Genomic DNA, 19,642 nt, shown 5'->3' on the forward strand with positions numbered 1-19,642 from the left:
ACTTTTTAAATGGCAGAAAAAACAGCACCTTATTTACGCATGAAATCACACGGAGCGCAAGACTTAGGTAATATTGAAGTCGCTCCAGAAGTGTTAGAAATTATTGCAAGTATTGCTGCGACAGATATTGAAGGAGTTGCGAGCATGCGTGGAAACTTTGCTTCGGGTGTGGTAGAACGCTTAGGAAAAAAAGTTCACGGCAAAGGCATTAAAACCGAATTGTCGGAAGAAGGATTGGCGATTGATGTTTATTGTGTCATCGATTATGGTGTGTCAATTCCTAAAACCGCTTTAAAAATACAAGAGCAGGTTCGTCAAACGCTTGAAAATATGACGTCACTTCAAACTCAAGAAGTAAACGTTCATATTACGGGCGTTCATTTCGAGTCCCAAGCAGCAGAATAGGCAGTAAGGCTGTCCCGGAGTCCTTTTAGAGGCTCTGGGGCAGCCTTCTCTTTGTTTTTGTTGCAAACCCCAAAATATTCCTGTAGCTAGACGAGGCTTTTGGAGACATTCGGCTTATTGACCGAACATTTCAAACATGGAAGTTCTACCGGAATACCTGTATAATGAGGGGTAACTAGCTGTGAAAAGGAGACCGGATAACTTATGAAACGACACGAAGCACGCGAAAAAGCGCTTCAGACCTTATTTCAATTAGAAGGCACTGAATTAACCATCAATGAAGCAATGGATCATGTGATGGCTGGAGAAAATGATAATTTTTACGATTTATTGGTTCAAGGCACTTATACAAATATGGCAACCATTGATGAAAAATTGGTTGGCCATCTTGAAAACTGGTCGATTGAACGTTTGCCTAAAATCGAGCGTACAATTCTTCGCATGGCGATCTTTGAACTAGAATATATGGAAGACGCACCAGCACGCGTCGTGATGAATGAAGCAATTGAATTGTGTAAAACATTCGGAGACGACAAGTCTAGCCGATTTGTTAACGGCGTTTTATCGAAGTTTACAGACGAAACAGCAAATTAATTGGAGGAGTAAACATGACTGCAAAATTGATTGATGGAAAAGCGGTAAGCCAAAAAATTAAAATTCAAGTACAACAACGAGTGGAAAAATTGGCGAAGCAAGGAATCATCCCAGGACTTGCCGTTGTGTTGGTTGGAGAAAACTCCGCCTCTCTTACATATGTAAAAAACAAGAAAAAAACATGCGAAGCCCTTGGTATGCGTTCAGATTTACATCAATTTCCGGATACATTGACTGAGCAAGAGTTGCTTTCAAAAATAGATGAATTGAATAATGATTCCAATATACATGGAATTCTTGTTCAATTGCCTTTACCCAAACAAATTGATGAGTTTAAAGTGATTTCAGCCATAAGCCCTGAAAAAGATGTAGATGGGTTCCATCCGATTTCAGTCGGTAACATGATGATTGGCAAAGAAGCCTTTTTACCTTGTACACCGCATGGCATTATGGAGTTACTCGCTCATTACAACATCGACCCAGCTGGCAAACACGCTGTAGTCATTGGTCGCAGCAATATTGTTGGCAAGCCAATCGGACAATTACTACTTCAAAAAGACGCAACTGTGACGTATTGCCATTCAAAAACGAAAGATTTGGCGGAATTTACAAAGCAAGCGGATATTTTAATAGCTGCTGTTGGGCGTGCCAAATTTATCGATCACACGTTCATCAAACCAGGTGCAGTTATTATTGATGTGGGGATGAACCGTGATGAAAATGGTAAATTATGTGGCGATGTAGACTTTCAAGATGTTCAAGAAACGGCTAGTTTTGTTACCCCTGTACCTGGCGGCGTAGGACCTATGACGATTGCGATGCTAATGGGGAATACATTACAATCAGCTGAAAAAGGGTCTGTAAAGACAAAACAACAATAAGTATGTAAAATAAATAGCAATGGGGCTGTTTTTCATCCGAAAAACAGCTTTTTAAATTCACAGATAGGGGTTGAAAATGTGTCGTCCGACCCGTACTTAAGTGTAAAAGCATTAACAAAATACATAAAAAAGAAATTTGATGCCGATCCACATCTTCGCGATGTGTATGTTAAAGGTGAGTTATCCAATGTTAAAATTCATACCAGTGGACATATTTATTTCACGTTAAAAGATAATTCAGCGCGTTTGCCTGGCGTTATGTTTTCAGCAAGCGCAAAATCTGTGAAGTTTAAGCCCGAAAGCGGCATGACGGTGCTAATTCGCGGAGATGTTACGGTTTATGAAGCATCTGGTCAATATCAACTGTATGCGCAATCTATGCAAGTTGATGGTATTGGAGATTATTATTTAGCGTTTGAACAATTAAAAGAAAAGTTAGCTAAAGAAGGCGTATTTGACGCTTCTCATAAAAAGCACTTGCCGCGTTTTCCAAAACGAATTGCCGTAGTGACCGCTCAAACAGGAGCAGCAGTACGCGATATTATCATTACACTACATCGTCGTTACCCTTTGGCGAATGTTGTATTGTACCCAACACTTGTGCAAGGTGCTGGAGCAGTTCAATCGATTGTTCAGTCGATCCAAGCGGCCAATAAAGACCAGTTTGATGTGTTAATTGTAGGTCGCGGTGGTGGCTCAATTGAAGATTTATGGGCTTTTAACGAAGAAGCGGTGGCGCGTGCTATCTTTTCTTCAGAAATTCCAATTATTTCAGCAATCGGTCATGAAACCGATACCACGATTGCAGACTTTGTAGCTGATTTGCGTGCGCCAACGCCTACTGCTGCTGCGGAACTTGCGGTACCAAGTCAAGCAGAATTACTAGAGCGAATCTCCAGTTACCGAAGTCAAATGTATCGAACTGTCTCAAGCGCTGTGAGTCAGCAAAAACAGGCATTAAACCGATTGACTTCGTCTTATCCACTTGCCTACCCAGAACGGTTGTACCGGCCCTTTATTGAACGCGTCGAGCGTGCTACGGATTCCCTGCAAAGAGAGTCTTTGCAGCATTTAAACCGTTCTAAAGAATATTACCGATCGCTTGATCAGCGCTTGAAATCGCGTATGCCTTTGCAGCAAATTCGACAATCTGAATCGGATGTAACAGAACTTGAGAGAAGGCTTGATTTTCAAATAGAGCAATTGCTAAAAAATCATTCACGCCAGCTGTCTTCGGCGCTTCGAACATTAGATGCACTTAGTCCGTTAAAAATTATGGACCGTGGGTATTCTATTCCTTATATTGAAGGAAGTGTCGTCAAAAGTGTTGAACAAGTTACAGTGGGCGACAATTTAATGCTTGCCATGCAAGACGGAACGATCCAAGCAACGGTCAATGAAATAAATCCAGCACCTAAAGGAGACGGAAACGATGACTGAGAAGAAAATTATGTTCAATGATGCAATGGAACAACTTGAAGAAATTGTTCGTCAACTCGAACAAGGAGATGTGCCACTCGAACAAGCATTGACGCTTTATCAAAAAGGTATGGAACTTTCAAAAGTTTGTCACGATAAATTACAAAATGCAGAAAGTCAATTAGTGACTATGATGAAAGATGGTAAAGAAGTGCCAGCTAACATAGAAATGGACGGGAATGCAAAATGAATTTAACGGAATTTCGTGCTCATTACGAACCGCTTATCCAACAGGAAATGGCACAATTAATTCTTTCTTTATCCATTCCGAACTCATTAAAAGAATCGATGCATTATTCATTGCAAGCAGGTGGAAAACGAATTCGTCCAATTTTGCTATTAGCTGTACTTCATGAAATGATTGGGGAAGAACATCCTGATGCGCTAAAAGTAGCAGCAGCAATTGAAATGATTCACACATATTCATTGATTCACGACGACTTGCCAAGTATGGATGATGACGATTTACGCCGTGGCATGCCGACTAATCATAAAGTGTTTGGCGAAGCTGTTGCGATTCTTGCTGGCGATGCGTTATTAACGTATAGCTTTGGTGTCGTGGCGCGACTTGAGCATGTATCGAGCGACGACAAAGTCCGCTTAATTGATTTGATGAGTGTTTCTGCGGGCGCTGAAGGCATGGTCGGTGGCCAAGTACTAGATATTGAAGGCGAAGAAAAGCAATTACAGCTTGAAGAATTAGAACAAGTTCATCGCTTAAAAACGGGTGCTTTATTAACGTATAGCATATTGGCTGGTGGCATATTAGCTCAAGCGACCAATGAAGAAATTGTAGCACTTAGCCAATTTGGTCAGCATTTAGGATTGGCTTTCCAAATTCAAGACGATATTTTGGATGTTACTGGAACTTCTCAAGAACTTGGGAAAACTGCTGGTAAAGATGAATCGAGTGAAAAAAGCACATATCCGAGTCTGTTAACTTTGCCAAAAGCAAAAGAAAAATTAGACTTTCATGCTTCGGAAGCTGTAAATGCTCTCCATACACTAAACGGAGAAAAAACATTGCTACTAGAACTCACCCAATTAATTGTGCAAAGAAAAAACTGATTTTTAAGGCTCTGATTTGTACAATTGCTCAGTATTGATATAATATGTACAGACAGTCCGAAGGAAAATTTAAAAAAGGTGCGTGATGGCAATGGATCTACATTCGATTACTGGTCCATCTTTCTTAAAAGAGCTGAACACAAAACAGCTTGAAGTATTAAGTGAAGATATAAGACGGTTTTTAATAGAAAATTTATCAAGAACAGGTGGACATATTGGTCCGAATCTCGGCGTAGTAGAATTGACGTTGGCTTTACACAAAGTATTTGATAGCCCATCAGACAAATTTATTTGGGATGTAGGACACCAATCATACGTTCACAAAATTCTTACGGGAAGAGCTAGCCAATTTGACACGTTACGTCAATTTAAAGGTCTATGTGGTTTCCCGAAACGCAATGAAAGTGATCACGATGTTTGGGAAACTGGACATAGTTCAACTTCATTATCAGCTGCAATGGGTATGGCAGCAGCTCGTGATATTAAAAAAGACAGCAATTACGTCATTCCAATTATTGGGGACGGCGCATTAACGGGTGGTATGGCTTTTGAAGCATTAAACCATATTGGCCACACAAAAACGGATATGACTATCATTCTAAATGACAATGAAATGTCAATTGCGCCAAATGTCGGCGCGATGCATAGCATGCTTGGTCGTATGCGGACAGCTGGAAAATACAATAAAGTTAAAGACGATTTAGAATACCTATTGAAAAAAGTTCCTGCAGTCGGCGACCGTTTAGCATCTACAGCTGAACGAGTAAAAGATTCGTTGAAGTATCTTGTCGTTTCAGGCATGTTTTTTGAAGAAATGGGCTTTACGTATTTAGGGCCAATCGACGGACATGATTTGGAAGAACTAGAAGACAATTTACGTTATGCGAAGAAAACAAAAGGTCCTGTTTTATTACATGTTATTACGAAAAAAGGTAAAGGCTTTTTACCTGCAGAACAAGATACAATTGGCACATGGCATGGCACCGGTCCTTATAAAATGGAAACTGGCGATTTAGTAAAATCATCGTCAAAAGCACCTTCTTGGAGCGGCTTAGTAGCAGAAACTGTCCGTAAACTAGCACGTACTGACGAACGCATTGTCGCGATTACACCAGCAATGCCAGTTGGTTCGAAATTAGAAGGGTTTGCTTCTGAATTTCCAGAGCGCATGTATGATGTAGGGATTGCCGAACAACACGCAACTACGATGGCAGCAGGGCTTGCAACACAAGATATGAAGCCTTTCCTAGCTATTTATTCGACATTTTTACAACGAGCATATGATCAAGTAGTTCATGACATTTGCCGTCAAAATTTAAATGTCTTTATCGGTATTGATCGTTCAGGTCTTGTAGGAGCGGATGGCGAAACGCATCAAGGTGTATTTGATATTGCATTCTTGCGTCATTTACCGAATATGGTCATTATGATGCCAAAAGACGAAAACGAAGGACAACATATGGTTAAAACTGCAATTGACTATAATGGCGGTCCGATTGCACTACGTTACCCAAGAGGTAACGGATTAGGTGTCCCGATGGATGAAGAGCTTCAAGCTTTACCGATTGGTTCATGGGAAGTGCTAAGAAAAGGAACAGATGCAGTGATTTTAACATTCGGTACAACCATTCCTATGGCCATGAAAGCAGCAGAACAATTAGCACAACAAGATATTTTCGTTGAAGTGGTAAATGCACGATTTATTAAACCAATGGATGAAGAAATGCTGCATACTGTCTTTAAACGTGATATTCCGGTTTTAACAATTGAAGAAGCAGTGCTTCAAGGTGGATTTGGTAGTGCAGTTCTTGAGTTTGCTCAAGAACAACAATATCGTGGATCGGTTATCGATCGTCTCGGAATTCCAGATCACTTTATCGAACACGGAGATGTTGCTGAATTAATGGATGAAATTCATTTAAACAGTGATGAAGTGGTACGTGTAATCAAAGAACGAACACAATCCAAAAAGCAGGCAGGTACAACTATTCTATGAACAAACCTAAAAAAGAACGTGTAGATGTCTTGCTAGTTGAGCGGGGCATCTGTGAAACACGTGAAAAAGCAAAACGAGCGATTATGGCTGGAATTATCTATTCAGGATCTGAACGCATGAATAAACCTGGTGAAAAAATTCTAGAAGATGCTTCTTTGCAAATGAAAGGTAACGATTTAAAGTATGTCAGTCGAGGTGGCTTAAAGTTAGAAAAAGCTTTAGATAAATTCGATTTGTCGGTCGTTGATAAATTAATGCTCGATATTGGCTCTTCTACAGGCGGCTTTACAGATTGCGCCCTTCAAAATGGGGCAAAGCATTGTTACGCGTTAGATGTCGGTTATAACCAATTGGCTTGGAAAATCAGACAAGATGAACGTGTCACTGTGATGGAGCGAGTCAACTTCCGTCATTCAAAACCAGAAGATTTTGTGCAAGGATTACCTGAATTCGCATCAATTGATGTTTCGTTTATTTCATTGCGGATTATTTTTCCAGTTTTAAAAAAAGTTCTCGTTCCGGGTGGCGATGTTATCGCACTCGTTAAACCGCAGTTTGAAGCGGGGAGAGAGAATGTAGGAAAAAAAGGCATTATTCGCGATCCGAAAATACATCGTGATGTATTGATCAAAGTTGGTAAATTCGCAGTGGAATCTGGATTTCATGTGAAAAACATGTCATTTTCTCCTATCACTGGTGGAGAAGGGAATATCGAGTTTTTATTCCATCTTCAATCGAGTATGGAAGGTCATGAGGTTGTCCCTGTCTCACAGGCATTGATTGATGAAACGGTTAAACAAGCACATGAAATCTTGTAAACACATTCCGAAAGGAGTGTGTTTTTTTTATCGCTAAACGGGAATACAAATATAACATGGAGTTTTCTCAGTCAATAAATGTAGTTAAATACGTATAGGTGTAAGCTTTTCTTGTTTTATGCATGGAAAAGCTGTAGGATATAAAGTATATAGAATAATTATTCATTCAAGGGGGAGCACCATGAACAAAGGACAGCGTCATATAAAAATACGCGATTTAATATCGAATCGCGAAATCGAAACGCAAGACGAGTTAGTAGAATTATTGAAATCAGCTGGCTATGAAGTAACACAAGCTACAGTTTCACGTGATATCAAAGAATTACATTTAGTGAAAGTGCCATTACAAGATGGTCGTTATAAATACAGTTTACCAGCGGATCAACGTTTTAATCCAATGCAAAAATTACATCGTGCACTGACAGACGCTTTTGTCAGCATTGATGGAGCTAGCCATTTCTTAGTGATGAAAACTTTGCCTGGTAATGCACATGCGATTGGCTCATTAATCGATCATTTGGATTGGGAAGAAATTCTCGGAACAATTTGTGGGGATGATACATGCCTAATTATATGCAGAGATACCGAACATCGCGAAGTTTTAAAACAACGTTTAATTGAAATGCTTTAAGAAGAGGTGAGCGGTATATGCTTCGGGAATTAGATATACGCAATTTTGCCATTATCGATGCCTTGACCGTTAGTTTTGCAGAAGGATTAACGGTTTTGACAGGTGAAACCGGTGCTGGTAAATCCATCATCATCGACGCTGTCCATCTTTTAGCAGGTGGACGGGGAAGCCAAGAGTTTATTCGACATGGGGCTAAAAAAGCTGAAATCGAAGGACTATTTTCTTTAGAAGATGAACGGCATCCGGTATTTCGCAAATTAGAAGAATTCGGCATCACTAAGAGTGATGGCGATATTTTGTTGCGTAGAGAATTAAATGATAAAGGTAAAAATGTTTGTCGTATTAATGGGAAACTTGTAACAATATCGATTTTACGTGAAGTTGGAGCTTCATTAATTGACATACACGGACAACACGAAACGCAAGAATTGATGGATGAAAAACAACATTTATACTTATTGGACCAGTATGCTGGTAAAAATTTAACGAAGTCCAAAGAAAGTTATAGTCATACATTCGATAAATACATGAAATTAAAGCGTGAGTTTTCTTCCTATACTGAAAATGAGCAGCAAATTGCACAACGGATTGATTTATTAACTTTTCAACTGCAAGAAATTGAAGCGGCAGAATTGGTTATCGGAGAAGAAGAAGAACTGGTGCAAGAACGCAAAAAACTGCAAAATTTCAATAAAATTTACGAGTCGATTTCAGCGGCGCATGAAGCTATTCAAGGTGAAAGTAAAGGCTTGGACTGGATTGGTTCTGCCATGTCTGAACTGGAACACGCAGCAGCTGTAGATGAAACGTTTACAGGATCTTCAGAAACATTGACTAGCGCTTTTTATTTGATTCAAGACACCGGCAGTGAAATTAAACGGATTTTAGATGATATGGAGTTTGATCCTAGCCGATTAAACGAAATTGAACAGCGTTTAGCTGTCATACAATCGTTAAAAAGAAAATATGGGTCTTCCGTTGAGGATATTTTGCTGTATCATGAAAAGCAGACAGATGAGTTGGATAAATTAGTCAACCGGGATCAACGTTTTCAACTAGATCAAGAAAAATTAAAAGAAATGACTGAAGATTTACGTGTTGAAGCGGAAGAATTAACGATCTTGCGAAAAAAAGCTGCGAAAAGTTTAGGCAAAGCGATTATGGAGCAGTTAAAAGAGCTTCATATGGCCAAAGCCTCGTTTGAAGTAAATTTTGATATTTTGCCTAATGCGAGGTTTGACCGAAACGGACATGATGCAATTACGTTCTATATTTCAACCAATCTTGGTGAACCGTTAAAGCCTTTAACTAAGGTGGCATCAGGTGGAGAATTGTCCCGTATGATGTTGGCGTTGAAAACGATATTTTCAAAGCATCAAGGGATCACATCAATTATTTTTGATGAAGTGGATACTGGCGTTAGTGGGCGTGTGGCACAAGCCATTGCAGAAAAAATTGCGGCCATTTCAGTTGATTCTCAAGTATTATGCATTTCCCATTTGCCCCAAGTTGCCGCGATGGCTGATCAGCATTTGTTTATTGAAAAGAAAGTCGACAAGCAGCGGACAACTACCGCTGTAACCGAACTTGACGGTAGCGAACGAACAGAAGAAATGAGTCGAATGCTGTCAGGCGCCGAAATCACTGACTTGACTTTACAACATGCAAAAGAATTACTTTCTTTAGCAGCAGATCGTAAATTATTGATGAAGTAAAATAGTAAAGCTATTCTAAATACCTACCAGAGTCAGTCACCAAGGAGAGAGAGTCCAATGGAAAAAATAAAAATCGCAATTGCAGATGATAATCGCGAATTGGTCGGACTGATGAAAGATTATTTAAATTTACAACCCAATATGGAAGTTGTAAATGTTGCCTATAACGGCAAAACCTGCATAGAAATGTTGAAAAGTGATGAAATCGATATTTTATTGCTAGACATCATCATGCCTTATCTGGACGGCATAGCCGTGCTTGATGCGATAAAGGAAAATGATGAGTTACAGGGAATTGACGTTATTATGCTCTCAGCATTTGGGCAAGAATCAATTATGAGTCAGGCTGCCGATTACGGAGCTTCTTACTTTATTATGAAACCATTTGAGACCAATCGTTTAGTAGTGCAGATCAATCACATTATGAATAAGCGTAGCAATACACCAGATGAGGCAGAGGTTAAACCGACTAGAGAAGACATAATTACGAATATGGTTAAAGACATCGGCATACCTCCTCATCTGAAAGGCTATAGTTATTTAAAAGAAGCAGTCTCATTGGTGTTAGAGCAACCTGAATTTCTAAACAAAATTACGAAAGAACTTTATCCTGGCATCGCAACTAAATTCGATACAACATCATCAAGAGTTGAACGATCTATTCGACATGCTATCGAACAAGCATGGACTCGTCATGAATCCGTGGATCATATTTCCGAAATCTTTGGCTACAGTGTAGCGCATTTAGAATCCAAGCCAACCAATTCGGAATTTATTGCCATGGTAGCGGATAGTTTGCAAGTAGAAAAGCAAGAAAAGTGAGGAAAATAATATTAACAAAACCCCTTGAATCTTCTTTATCGCTATAACAAGCGGTGAAAAGGTTCAAGGGGTTTTTATGCATAAGTTTGGAAATATCTTAAAATAATATATTTTTCAGAAATTTGACGATATTTTAATTTGAAGATTTGGTTTGAAAAAGCCGAAATAAAGGAAAAGGTTAAGACAGAGTTTTCACAACGATAAAATGAAAAACCTTATTGCTGTGAAAATTGAAAAATCCAGTGAAATGAAAAGAGGCGATTGCAATTGCAATTAATCAGACAAATTGATGACTACTTTTTAGGTAATGACGAAGGAACTGTTGTAGACCGTCTTTATTTTTATGGTGTTTATTGTGTCAGCCTTCTTATCGCATTTTCCACCATGATGTCAATATAATACTAGTGAAGTTAAAATGATAGATTACAAACCCGATGAGCAAAGCGCTCATTGGATTTTTTTTGAGGAAAAAGTTATTTAAAAGCTTAACATGTAACATTTTACATAAGGTGAAATTGAAATCCAAAACCAAATACGCCCTCAACAAACCGGCATTACTTTTAGTTTTGAATGATAGATGATAAAATGGTAGTGAAACTGAAGAAAAAGAGTCAGTAAAACTGAAAGATTATAAGTTTTTCTGGTTCAGTAGATTTCAGAAATGGAAGAGGATGATTTTATTGTCTGAAGTCAAAGTGTATGCACACCGAGGCGCTTCAGGATATGCACTGGAAAACACATGGGACGCTTTTATTAAAGCTTGTGAATTAGGTGTGGGTATCGAACTTGATGTACAAATTACTAAAGACGGTGTCGTAGTCGTGTATCATGATGATAATTTAAGGCGTTTGACCGGTATCAATGCGGACATTGATACGCTTGATTACGAAGATATAAAAGAGCTACGTGCCGGTAAGAGATGGATGCGGAAATTTCAACAGCATCAAATCCCGTTAGCTTATGAAGTATTTCAATGGGCGAAGAAAAAGAAAATCCCACTGAATGTAGAGTTGAAAGGTTCATTTGAAAAAAATTCAAAAGGACCTCAAATTCTCGCTGCTATGTTAGAGGGAATGCAAGACATCCATTTATCTTCATTTAATCCACAATTGCTTCAAGAGATGAAGCAATTGATGCCATCTACTGAGATGGCTTGGATTATTAAGAAAAATAAGCAGCTCGCTTTTTCTGAGGAAATGGATTGGGTGGATAGTATTCATCTTCATAAAAGATTGCTTGGCAAACCTTTATGGAAGGATGTATTGAAACTAAATAAGAAAGTACGTTTATACGGTATTCTTGGCTCAGAGTCGCTCACGCGTCTACTGGAGCCTCAAATGATCGGTATTATTACTGATTACCCCGATCGTGTTAAAAGAAAAATGGTATCACCCTTTATTGGGTGATGCCATTTTAACTTTATATGGGGATTCTCCGCACCCAGTGGACGCTTTCCGCAAACAAGCGCTGTGCATCCTAAAGTGGATCGCAATAGCTTGGTACTGCGGAGCAAGTATAAGAAAAATTTTCTTGCAAGCTATCATCAGATTTCGAATTGGACAGTATTTTTCGATTTTGGACAGTATTCGACTCGATTTCGACAGTATTCTATCGAATTCGGACAGTATTTCACACAAATCCGACAGTATCTCCAGTAAATGGGGAAAATCCGCCTGAACTAGGCGGCATTTCATCGCTTTATAGCTTAGCAAACTCAGGATCTGCGACTTTTACTAATTGTTTGCCGAGATTCGTGCCTTTGAACAAGCTCAGGAGCATATCCTAGATGCTCCGAATCCTGAAATGAGTGGGGAAAAACCTTTTAATAGGTTACTTTTATTGTTAAGCGCACTAAGGAACTTCACTTTGATTGAAGTTAGAGTGTATACACCGTCTTTATTTTAATTAGACTTTTTCTGGAATCTGAAATGGCATCACCCTTTGTAGGGTGATGCCATTTTTTTATTTCTGGAATCTTTTTGATACATTGCCTTTTTTTCGATCGCGGTTTAACAGGAAACCTGCAAAAAATCCAATACCGAGAACGACAAAAATAGTACCAAGCGTAAACTGAAGCCAAAGAGCGGGATAAGGCTCTAACAATTTATTGAATAAAGTATCGCGCATCAACTTAATACCATACGCCGCCATGATTCCAGGAATCAGCAAAATAATAAACGCCACAAGACGACCCATATTTCCACATCCTTCTGTATCTATTGTTTCCAATTCGGTTAAAGTTGTCAAGAAAACCTTCCTGATGTACGCTTAAAACATTAATGCAATTATTTGCATGACTGCAGAAAAGAGGATGAAATAATATGCAAAACGTGTTGATTGTTGGTGGTGGAGTTGGCGGGTCAGCTATATTAAACACACTCTTGGAATCAGATTATTTACATGTGCGAGGTGTTGTCGATCTAACACTTGATGCCCCCGCAATTAAAACTGCACAATCTCATGGAATTTCCGTTGCGACTGATTTCCTGGAATTTAACGAAACAGAAATTGATATCGTATTTAACGTCACAGGAAGTGAGTTTCTCTATCAAGAGCTTAAAGAATACTTCCTAGAAAAAACGGTTATTATACCTGGTAGTCTTGCAAATGTATTAGTCAGGCTATTAGAAGAAAAAGAGCATTTTATCAGTCGTCTTAGTAAAGAAAGTCATCGAGAAAAGATAATACTTAACTCGATCGAAGAAGGCATGATTGGAATTGATAATACAAGTCATATTACTTTTATGAACAAAAGTGCCGCTAGAATGTTAGAAGTTACTGTTGAAGAAACAATCGGCAAGCATATCCATGAGTTTATTTCATTAAGTGAATTGCCAAGAACTTATGAAACTGGCCGTGTTGAATTAAATAAAGAATTGCAATTGAGAAATGGTTCGAGAATTGTCACTTCTCGTTTTCCGATGATTGGAGACGATGGAAAAACAATCGGAGCATTTGCGGTATTTAAAGATATTACTGAAGTGGTTGCATTAGCAGAAGAAATCACGGACTTAAAAGAAATTCAGACGATGCTAGAGGCCATTATTCAATCGAGCGATGATGCCATATCGGTAGTTGATGAAAAAGGCAATGGATTACTAGTTAATCCGGCGTATACACGAATTACTGGATTGCAGATGAAAGATGTTATCGGTCATCCAGCATCAGCTGATATTTCTGAAGGTGAGAGTATGCACTTAAAAGCATTGCAAACTCGAAAGCCAGTTCGGGGCGTCAACTTAAAAGTTGGACCAGCAAATCGAGAAGTCATTGTGAACGTGGCGCCGATTATTGTCGATAACAAATTGAAAGGCAGTGTCGGAGTTATTCATGATACAACAGAAATTCGCTCTTTAATGAAGGAATTAGACCGAGCGCGAAGCATTATTCGGACATTAGAATCCAAATATACGTTTGATGACATTATCGGATTGTCTTCAGAGATGCAATTATCTTTGCAACAAGCCAAACTTGCAGCCCAAACTTTGGTGACAGTTTTACTACGCGGTGAATCTGGAACGGGTAAAGAATTATTTGCTCATGCCATTCATAGTGCTAGTGAACGGAAATACAATAAGTTTGTTCGCGTTAACTGTGCTGCACTTTCTGAAGAGTTACTAGATAATGAACTTTTCGGTTACGAGGAAGGAACGATTCCAGGTAGTAGAACAGGAGAAAAGCGTGGTTTATTTGAAGAAGCGAATAATGGCAGTATTTTTTTAGATGAAATCGGTGAATTGTCAACAATGCTTCAAAGTAAATTATTGCGTGTATTGCAAGAGCATGAAACCTTGCGCATCGGTGGCAGTAAACCAATTCCTGTTAATGTTCGGGTTATAGCCTCTACAAATGCCAATATGGAAAAAGCATTGCTCGAAGGGAAATTTCGTGAAGATCTTTATTATCGCTTAAACCGGATGCCGATCTTAATTCCCCCTTTGCGTAATCGGAAACAAGATATTCCGAGAATTACAGAACGCCTCTTATTAAAATTAAATCAAGAATACGGTCGTAGCGTTGAATCTATATCAGACAAAGCACTGCAATATTTACGCGTTTATGATTGGCCAGGAAATGTGCGAGAACTAGAGAACGTTCTGAGCCGGTCGATGATTTTTATGCAAATGAATGATCGAGTGTTAACAGAAGAGCATATCCCGCTGAATATGTTGAAAGTGGCTGAAGCAAAAAACGAAGTGCTCATCCAGTCTTCGATGCCTTTGCAAGAACAATTGGATACAGTAGAGCGTGGAATTTTGCATCATGCGCTAAAGCAAGCAGGAGACAATAAATCGAAAACGGCTAAACAATTAGAGATTTCGCTTAGAACTTTGTATTACAAATTAGAGAAATATGGTTTAATGTGAGATTTTGCAACATTTTGCAGGGTTTTGCAATAAATTGCAATATTTCATGGCCGAAATCGAAAATAAAACGCTTTCATCCCTTATATATGGGGTTTCGTTCTGTTTTAATTAAGAAGAATGAGGTGAGCAACATTGGCCACATTAAAGCAGTTAATCGAAAATATCCCGAGCGGAACAAATCATACTGTTGCAGTTGCGGCAGCAGCTGATTTGTTTGTGCTTGAAGCAATTAGTATGGCTGTAGAACGGAAAATGGCGTACTTTCGATTATACGACGATGAGAATGCAGTGACGAACATGATAAAGCAAAATTTTCCTCAATTGCTCAATCACCCAGATATTGTGCTCTGTCATGTCAGCAGTCAAGAATCTGCTGCTAAAGCAGCTGTTATTTCCGTATTCAAGAAAGAAAGCGATATCTTGATGAAGGGTCAACTCGCAACCGCTGTGCTATTAAAAGCAGTATTAAATCGAGATTACGGCTTGCGGACAGGTTCAGTTATGTCCCACGTTGCTGCATTTGAAGTAGCTGGATTTGATCGACTCATTTTTGTGACAGATGCAGGAATGAATATCAGTCCTGATTTATCACAGAAAGTACAGATTATCGAAAACGCTGTTCAAATTGCTCGTTCAATCGGTATTAAAAAACCGATTGTCGCACCTTTAGCAGGTGTGGAAGTAATTAATCCGAATATGCAAGCAACGCTTGATGCTGCAGCACTTACCGCCATGAATCAACGCGGGCAAATCAAAAATTGTATAGTAGATGGGCCCTTTGCTCTCGACAATGCAATATCCATTGATGCAGCCAAAAACAAACGCATTGCAGGAAAAAATGCCGGAAAAGCCGACATCCTGCTCGTTCCATCTATTGAATCAGGCAACATTTTGTATAAATCACTGGTATTTTTTGCAAATGCCAAAGTGGGCAGTATCGTAACAGGTGCAAAAGCGCCTATCGTTTTATCATCACGTGCTGACAGTGCCGAAAGTAAATTGTATTCACTGGCTTTGGCCATTTATTCATCACTAAATTAGGAATTATTATTAGGGGGAATTAACAATGGAAATATTTAAAAAAATGGAAGAACACGACTACGAACAATTAGTATTTTGCCAAGATAAAAGTTCAGGACTTAAAGCAATCATTTGCATTCACGATACTACTCTAGGGCCAGCACTTGGCGGAACGCGTATGTGGAATTATGCAACAGAAGAAGAAGCAATTGAAGATGCGATTCGTTTAGGTCGCGGAATGACTTATAAAAATGCTGCAGCAGGTCTTAACTTAGGTGGCGGTAAAACAGTTATTATCGGAGATCCACTAAAAGACAAAAACGAAGAAATGTTCCGTGCATTTGGTCGCTTTATCCAAGGATTAAATGGTCGTTACATAACTGCTGAAGATGTTGGAACAACAGTTGCTGATATGGATTTAATCCATGATGAAACTGATTTTGTTACAGGAATTTCACCGGCATTTGGTTCTTCAGGTAACCCATCACCAGTAACAGCTTACGGCGCTTATATCGGGATGAAAGCTGCTGCTTTAGAAGCATTTGGCGATGATTCTCTAGAAGGCAAAACTGTAGCAGTTCAAGGTGTTGGTAACGTTGCTTACCCACTTTGCGAATACCTTCATAAAGAAGGCGCGAAGTTAATTGTCACAGATATTAATGAAGCTGCAGTAAAACGTGCAGTAGAAGCATTTGGAGCGACAGCAGTTGCACCAAATGATATTTATTCGCAGGAAGCGGATATTTTCGCACCATGTGCAATGGGCGCTATTATTAACGACGTAACAATTCCTCAATTGAAAGTTAAAGTTGTTGCAGGATCTGCAAACAACCAATTAAAAGAACAACGTCACGGCGATGAATTAGAAGCTCGCGGAATTGTTTATGCACCTGACTTTGTTATCAACTCAGGCGGTGTTATTAACGTAGCTGATGAATTATACGGATACAACAACGAACGTGCGATGAAACGCGTTGAAACAATTTACGACAGCATTACGAAAATTTTTGCTATCGCTAAACGCGATAACATCCCAAGTTATATCGCTGCAGACCGTATGGCTGAAGAACGCATTGAACGCGTACGCAAATCAAGATCTCAATTCTTAAGAAACGAACATAATATTTTAAGCAGAAGATAAAAGACCAAACCGCGATATGGAATCTTTTTCATGCCGCTTTAGCCGTACTCGGCTTGGCCTCTGTAAGAAGTCAGGCATAGTACGCCTGGCTTCTTGCTTTGTGTAGCGGAAATATGGGTTGCAAACTCGATCAATAAAGCGAAAGGGGGGAAGGATGTGCAAAGACAATTAAATCGTATCTTAGTCATTAATCCGGCCTCCACTTCGACTAAAATTGGAGTTTTTGACAACGATCTTTTGATTATGGAAAAAACCATACAGCATACTTTGAATGAGTTAAGCGCATTTTCGAGCATTGCTGATCAGCATTTATTTAGAAAAAAAACCATTTTAGAGTCTTTAGACGAAGAAGGCATGAATATTTCTAATTTAGCTGCGGTTTGTGGTAGAGGGGGCTTATTGCGCCCGATTGAAGGTGGAACTTACGAAGTAAATGCTGAAATGATAGAAGATTTGCGGGTAGGTTATTCCGGGCAGCATGCGTCTAATTTAGGTGGTATTGTTGCACATGAAATTGCAGATGCTTTGAATATACCTGCATTTATTGTGGATCCGGTCGTTGTGGATGAATTAGATCCCGTTGCACGTATTTCGGGATTTTCATCGATTGAACGAAAATCTATTTTCCATGCACTCAATCAAAAGGCAGTAGCACGACATTATGCCAAAAAAGTTGGCTGTTCATATGAAGATGTCAACTTAATTGTCGCTCATATGGGTTCTGGAATAACAGTTGGTGTTCATCAAAGTGGCCGTGTGATTGATGTCAATAACGGTTTACATGGTGATGGTCCATTTAGTCTTGAACGAGCAGGAACTGTGCCGGCAGGCGATTTGGTGGAATTATGTTTTTCAGGACAATTTAGTCGTCATGAAATTTTAAAAAAACTAGTCAAAAATAGTGGACTGGTTGCGTATCTTGAAACAAATGATGTTGTTAAAGTGGAAAAGCGAATTTTAGCAGGCGATAAAATAGCAGCGTTAATTTATCAGGCAATGGCTTATCAAATTGCAAAAGAAATTGGAGCAGCTAGTGCTGTTTTAAAAGGTCAAGTGGATGCAATTATTTTAACAGGTGGCTTGGCTCACGGTAATAGCTTTGTAGAAGCGATATCTGAACGGGTTAGTTGGATTGCTGATATTGAAATCCAGCCCGGCGAAAATGAGCTTCAAGCTTTAGCAGAAGGTGCAGCTAGAGTGTTGAACGGAGAAGAACAAGTTCAGACTTATTCATTTTAAACAATGAAATCGATAAAGGAGGATAAATCTATGGCTCAAAATTATGATGTTGTCATTTTAGGTGGCGGAACAGGCGGTTACGTTGCAGCGATTCGCTCAGCGCAACTTGGATTAAAAACGGCAATCGTCGAAAAAAGTGAACTAGGTGGAACATGCTTACATAGAGGCTGTATTCCAAGTAAAGCTTTACTTCGAAGTGCTGAAGTATATTCAACAACAAAAAATCACGCTGCTGATTTTGGCGTTCAAACTGGGGATGTCACGTTGGATTTTTCACGTGTCCAACAGCGTAAACAAGGCATTGTAGATCAATTACATGCAGGTGTGCAAGGATTAATGAAAAAAGGGAAAATTGATGTGTATGAAGGCATCGGAAGAATTCTCGGACCATCAATTTTCTCGCCAAACGCTGGAACCATTTCAGTAGAAATGAAGAACGGCGAAGAAAATGAAATGTTGATTCCAAGCAATGTTATTATTGCAACAGGATCGCGCCCACGCACGTTGCCAGGCTTAACCATTGACGGAGAATTCGTTATGACTTCAGATGAAGCATTGAAAATGGAAACTTTGCCACAATCTATTTTAATTGTTGGTGGGGGCGTTATCGGAATCGAATGGGCATCGATGCTTAATGATTTCGGTGTTGACGTAACTGTTATTGAATATGCAGACCGCATTATTCCGACAGAAGACAAAGACATTTCTAAAGAAATGCTTAAACTTTTGAAGAAAAAAGGCATTAAGTTTGCAACAAGTGCAAAAGTAATGGCAGATACTTTGGAAACAGGCGAAAATGGTGTAACGATTCAAGCAGAAATCAACGGTAAAAATGAAAGTTTTTCTGCTGAAAAAATGCTGGTTTCTGTAGGCCGTCAAGCAAATGTTGAAAATATTGGCATTGAAAATACAGATATTATCGTTGAAAAAGGATTTATTCAAGTGAAAAAGTCATTCCAGACGAAAGAGTCTCATATTTACGCAATCGGTGATGTCATTGGTGGCCTACAATTGGCGCACGTTGCTTCACACGAAGGCATCACAGCTATTGAACATATTAAAGGCAATAATCCGCATGCCATGAATTATGACTTAGTGTCACGCTGCATTTATTCAAATCCAGAAGCAGCGAGTGTTGGTATTACTGAAGATCAAGCAAAAGAAAAAGGACACGATGTTAAAGTCGGTAAGTTTTCTTTTAAAGCGATCGGTAAAGCATTAGTATACGGGGAATCTGACGGTTTTGTTAAAATCATTGCAGACAAAGAAACAAACGATATTCTTGGTGTGCATATGATTGGTCCGCACGTAACAGATATGATTTCAGAAGCTGGTCTTGCGATGGTTCTAGATGCAACTCCATGGGAAATCGCAGAAACAATCCATCCGCACCCGACACTTTCAGAAGTAATGGGCGAAGCGGCATTAGCAGTTGACGGAAAAGCAATCCATAGTTAAAGGAGGAA

18 protein-coding genes are annotated in these 19,642 nt (G+C 39.2%); 17 read left to right on the plus strand and 1 reads right to left on the minus strand.

The genetic code is table 11. The features are described 5' to 3' along the window. The first annotated feature begins 9 nt into the window (after positions 1–9). The 12 genes from BBI08_RS07740 to BBI08_RS07795 all read left to right on the plus strand — a co-directional run bounded on the left by BBI08_RS07740 (position 10) and on the right by BBI08_RS07795 (position 11,815). Complete coding sequence (locus tag BBI08_RS07740) at positions 10–405, plus strand: Asp23/Gls24 family envelope stress response protein (RefSeq protein WP_008499053.1); 396 nt, start codon at positions 10–12, stop codon at positions 403–405. Positions 406–609: 204 nt separating this feature from the next. After that, positions 610–999 carry a transcription antitermination factor NusB gene (gene nusB / locus BBI08_RS07745; RefSeq protein WP_008499054.1) on the plus strand — a complete coding sequence of 130 codons (390 nt, stop codon included), beginning with the start codon at positions 610–612 and terminating at the stop codon, positions 997–999. Between the two features lie 14 nt (positions 1,000–1,013). Further along, a complete protein-coding gene (folD, locus tag BBI08_RS07750; RefSeq protein ID WP_065527932.1) occupies positions 1,014–1,880 on the plus strand; it encodes a bifunctional methylenetetrahydrofolate dehydrogenase/methenyltetrahydrofolate cyclohydrolase FolD in 867 nt (288 codons plus the stop codon). A gap of 78 nt (positions 1,881–1,958) precedes the next feature. Then, positions 1,959–3,320 (plus strand): exodeoxyribonuclease VII large subunit, encoded by a 1,362-nt coding sequence (gene xseA, locus BBI08_RS07755; RefSeq protein WP_065527933.1) that lies wholly within the window; start codon positions 1,959–1,961, stop codon positions 3,318–3,320. Then, positions 3,313–3,549 (plus strand): exodeoxyribonuclease VII small subunit, encoded by a 237-nt coding sequence (gene xseB / locus BBI08_RS07760; RefSeq protein ID WP_008429975.1) that lies wholly within the window; start codon positions 3,313–3,315, stop codon positions 3,547–3,549. Before xseA ends, xseB begins: the two co-directional genes overlap by 8 nt. After that, a complete protein-coding gene (locus BBI08_RS07765; protein WP_008499057.1) occupies positions 3,546–4,427 on the plus strand; it encodes a polyprenyl synthetase family protein in 882 nt (293 codons plus the stop codon). Before xseB ends, BBI08_RS07765 begins: the two co-directional genes overlap by 4 nt. Before the next feature lie 91 nt (positions 4,428–4,518). Beyond that, complete coding sequence (gene dxs, locus BBI08_RS07770) at positions 4,519–6,423, plus strand: 1-deoxy-D-xylulose-5-phosphate synthase (RefSeq protein ID WP_065528542.1); 1,905 nt, start codon at positions 4,519–4,521, stop codon at positions 6,421–6,423. After that, complete coding sequence (locus tag BBI08_RS07775) at positions 6,420–7,241, plus strand: TlyA family RNA methyltransferase (protein WP_065527934.1); 822 nt, start codon at positions 6,420–6,422, stop codon at positions 7,239–7,241. Before dxs ends, BBI08_RS07775 begins: the two co-directional genes overlap by 4 nt. Before the next feature lie 181 nt (positions 7,242–7,422). Then, positions 7,423–7,872 carry a transcriptional regulator AhrC/ArgR gene (gene ahrC / locus BBI08_RS07780; RefSeq protein ID WP_008429983.1) on the plus strand — a complete coding sequence of 150 codons (450 nt, stop codon included), beginning with the start codon at positions 7,423–7,425 and terminating at the stop codon, positions 7,870–7,872. Between the two features lie 17 nt (positions 7,873–7,889). Further along, on the plus strand, positions 7,890–9,587 hold the full coding sequence (recN, locus tag BBI08_RS07785) for a DNA repair protein RecN (protein WP_065527935.1): 1,698 nt from the start codon (positions 7,890–7,892) through the stop codon (positions 9,585–9,587). A 57-nt stretch (positions 9,588–9,644) separates the two neighbouring features. After that, positions 9,645–10,409: a sporulation transcription factor Spo0A gene (gene spo0A / locus BBI08_RS07790; RefSeq protein ID WP_008499059.1), complete on the plus strand. Its 765-nt coding sequence runs from the start codon at positions 9,645–9,647 to the stop codon at positions 10,407–10,409. A 671-nt stretch (positions 10,410–11,080) separates the two neighbouring features. Next, positions 11,081–11,815: a glycerophosphodiester phosphodiesterase gene (locus BBI08_RS07795; RefSeq protein ID WP_065527936.1), complete on the plus strand. Its 735-nt coding sequence runs from the start codon at positions 11,081–11,083 to the stop codon at positions 11,813–11,815. A 556-nt stretch (positions 11,816–12,371) separates the two neighbouring features. Here BBI08_RS07795 and BBI08_RS07800 read toward each other — a convergent pair. Further along, positions 12,372–12,605 carry a DUF2627 domain-containing protein gene (locus tag BBI08_RS07800; RefSeq protein WP_008499061.1) on the minus strand — a complete coding sequence of 78 codons (234 nt, stop codon included), beginning with the start codon at positions 12,603–12,605 and terminating at the stop codon, positions 12,372–12,374. 125 nt (positions 12,606–12,730) lie between these two features. Here BBI08_RS07800 and BBI08_RS07805 point away from each other — a divergent pair, with 125 nt between their 5' ends. The 5 genes from BBI08_RS07805 (at position 12,731) to lpdA (ending at position 19,634) form a co-directional block, all read left to right on the plus strand. Further along, positions 12,731–14,776 (plus strand): sigma-54 interaction domain-containing protein, encoded by a 2,046-nt coding sequence (locus tag BBI08_RS07805; protein WP_008499062.1) that lies wholly within the window; start codon positions 12,731–12,733, stop codon positions 14,774–14,776. Between the two features lie 132 nt (positions 14,777–14,908). After that, complete coding sequence (yqiS, locus tag BBI08_RS07810; RefSeq protein ID WP_008499063.1) at positions 14,909–15,817, plus strand: phosphate butyryltransferase; 909 nt, start codon at positions 14,909–14,911, stop codon at positions 15,815–15,817. A 25-nt stretch (positions 15,818–15,842) separates the two neighbouring features. Beyond that, positions 15,843–16,937: a Leu/Phe/Val dehydrogenase gene (locus BBI08_RS07815; RefSeq protein ID WP_008499064.1), complete on the plus strand. Its 1,095-nt coding sequence runs from the start codon at positions 15,843–15,845 to the stop codon at positions 16,935–16,937. A gap of 156 nt (positions 16,938–17,093) precedes the next feature. Next, complete coding sequence (gene buk / locus BBI08_RS07820; protein ID WP_065527937.1) at positions 17,094–18,176, plus strand: butyrate kinase; 1,083 nt, start codon at positions 17,094–17,096, stop codon at positions 18,174–18,176. 30 nt (positions 18,177–18,206) lie between these two features. After that, positions 18,207–19,634 (plus strand): dihydrolipoyl dehydrogenase, encoded by a 1,428-nt coding sequence (gene lpdA, locus BBI08_RS07825; RefSeq protein ID WP_065527938.1) that lies wholly within the window; start codon positions 18,207–18,209, stop codon positions 19,632–19,634. The last annotated feature ends 8 nt before the right edge of the window (positions 19,635–19,642 follow it).

Origin of the sequence: Planococcus halocryophilus (assembly GCF_001687585.2) — a bacterium.
In the GTDB taxonomy this organism is placed as follows: domain Bacteria; phylum Bacillota; class Bacilli; order Bacillales_A; family Planococcaceae; genus Planococcus; species Planococcus halocryophilus.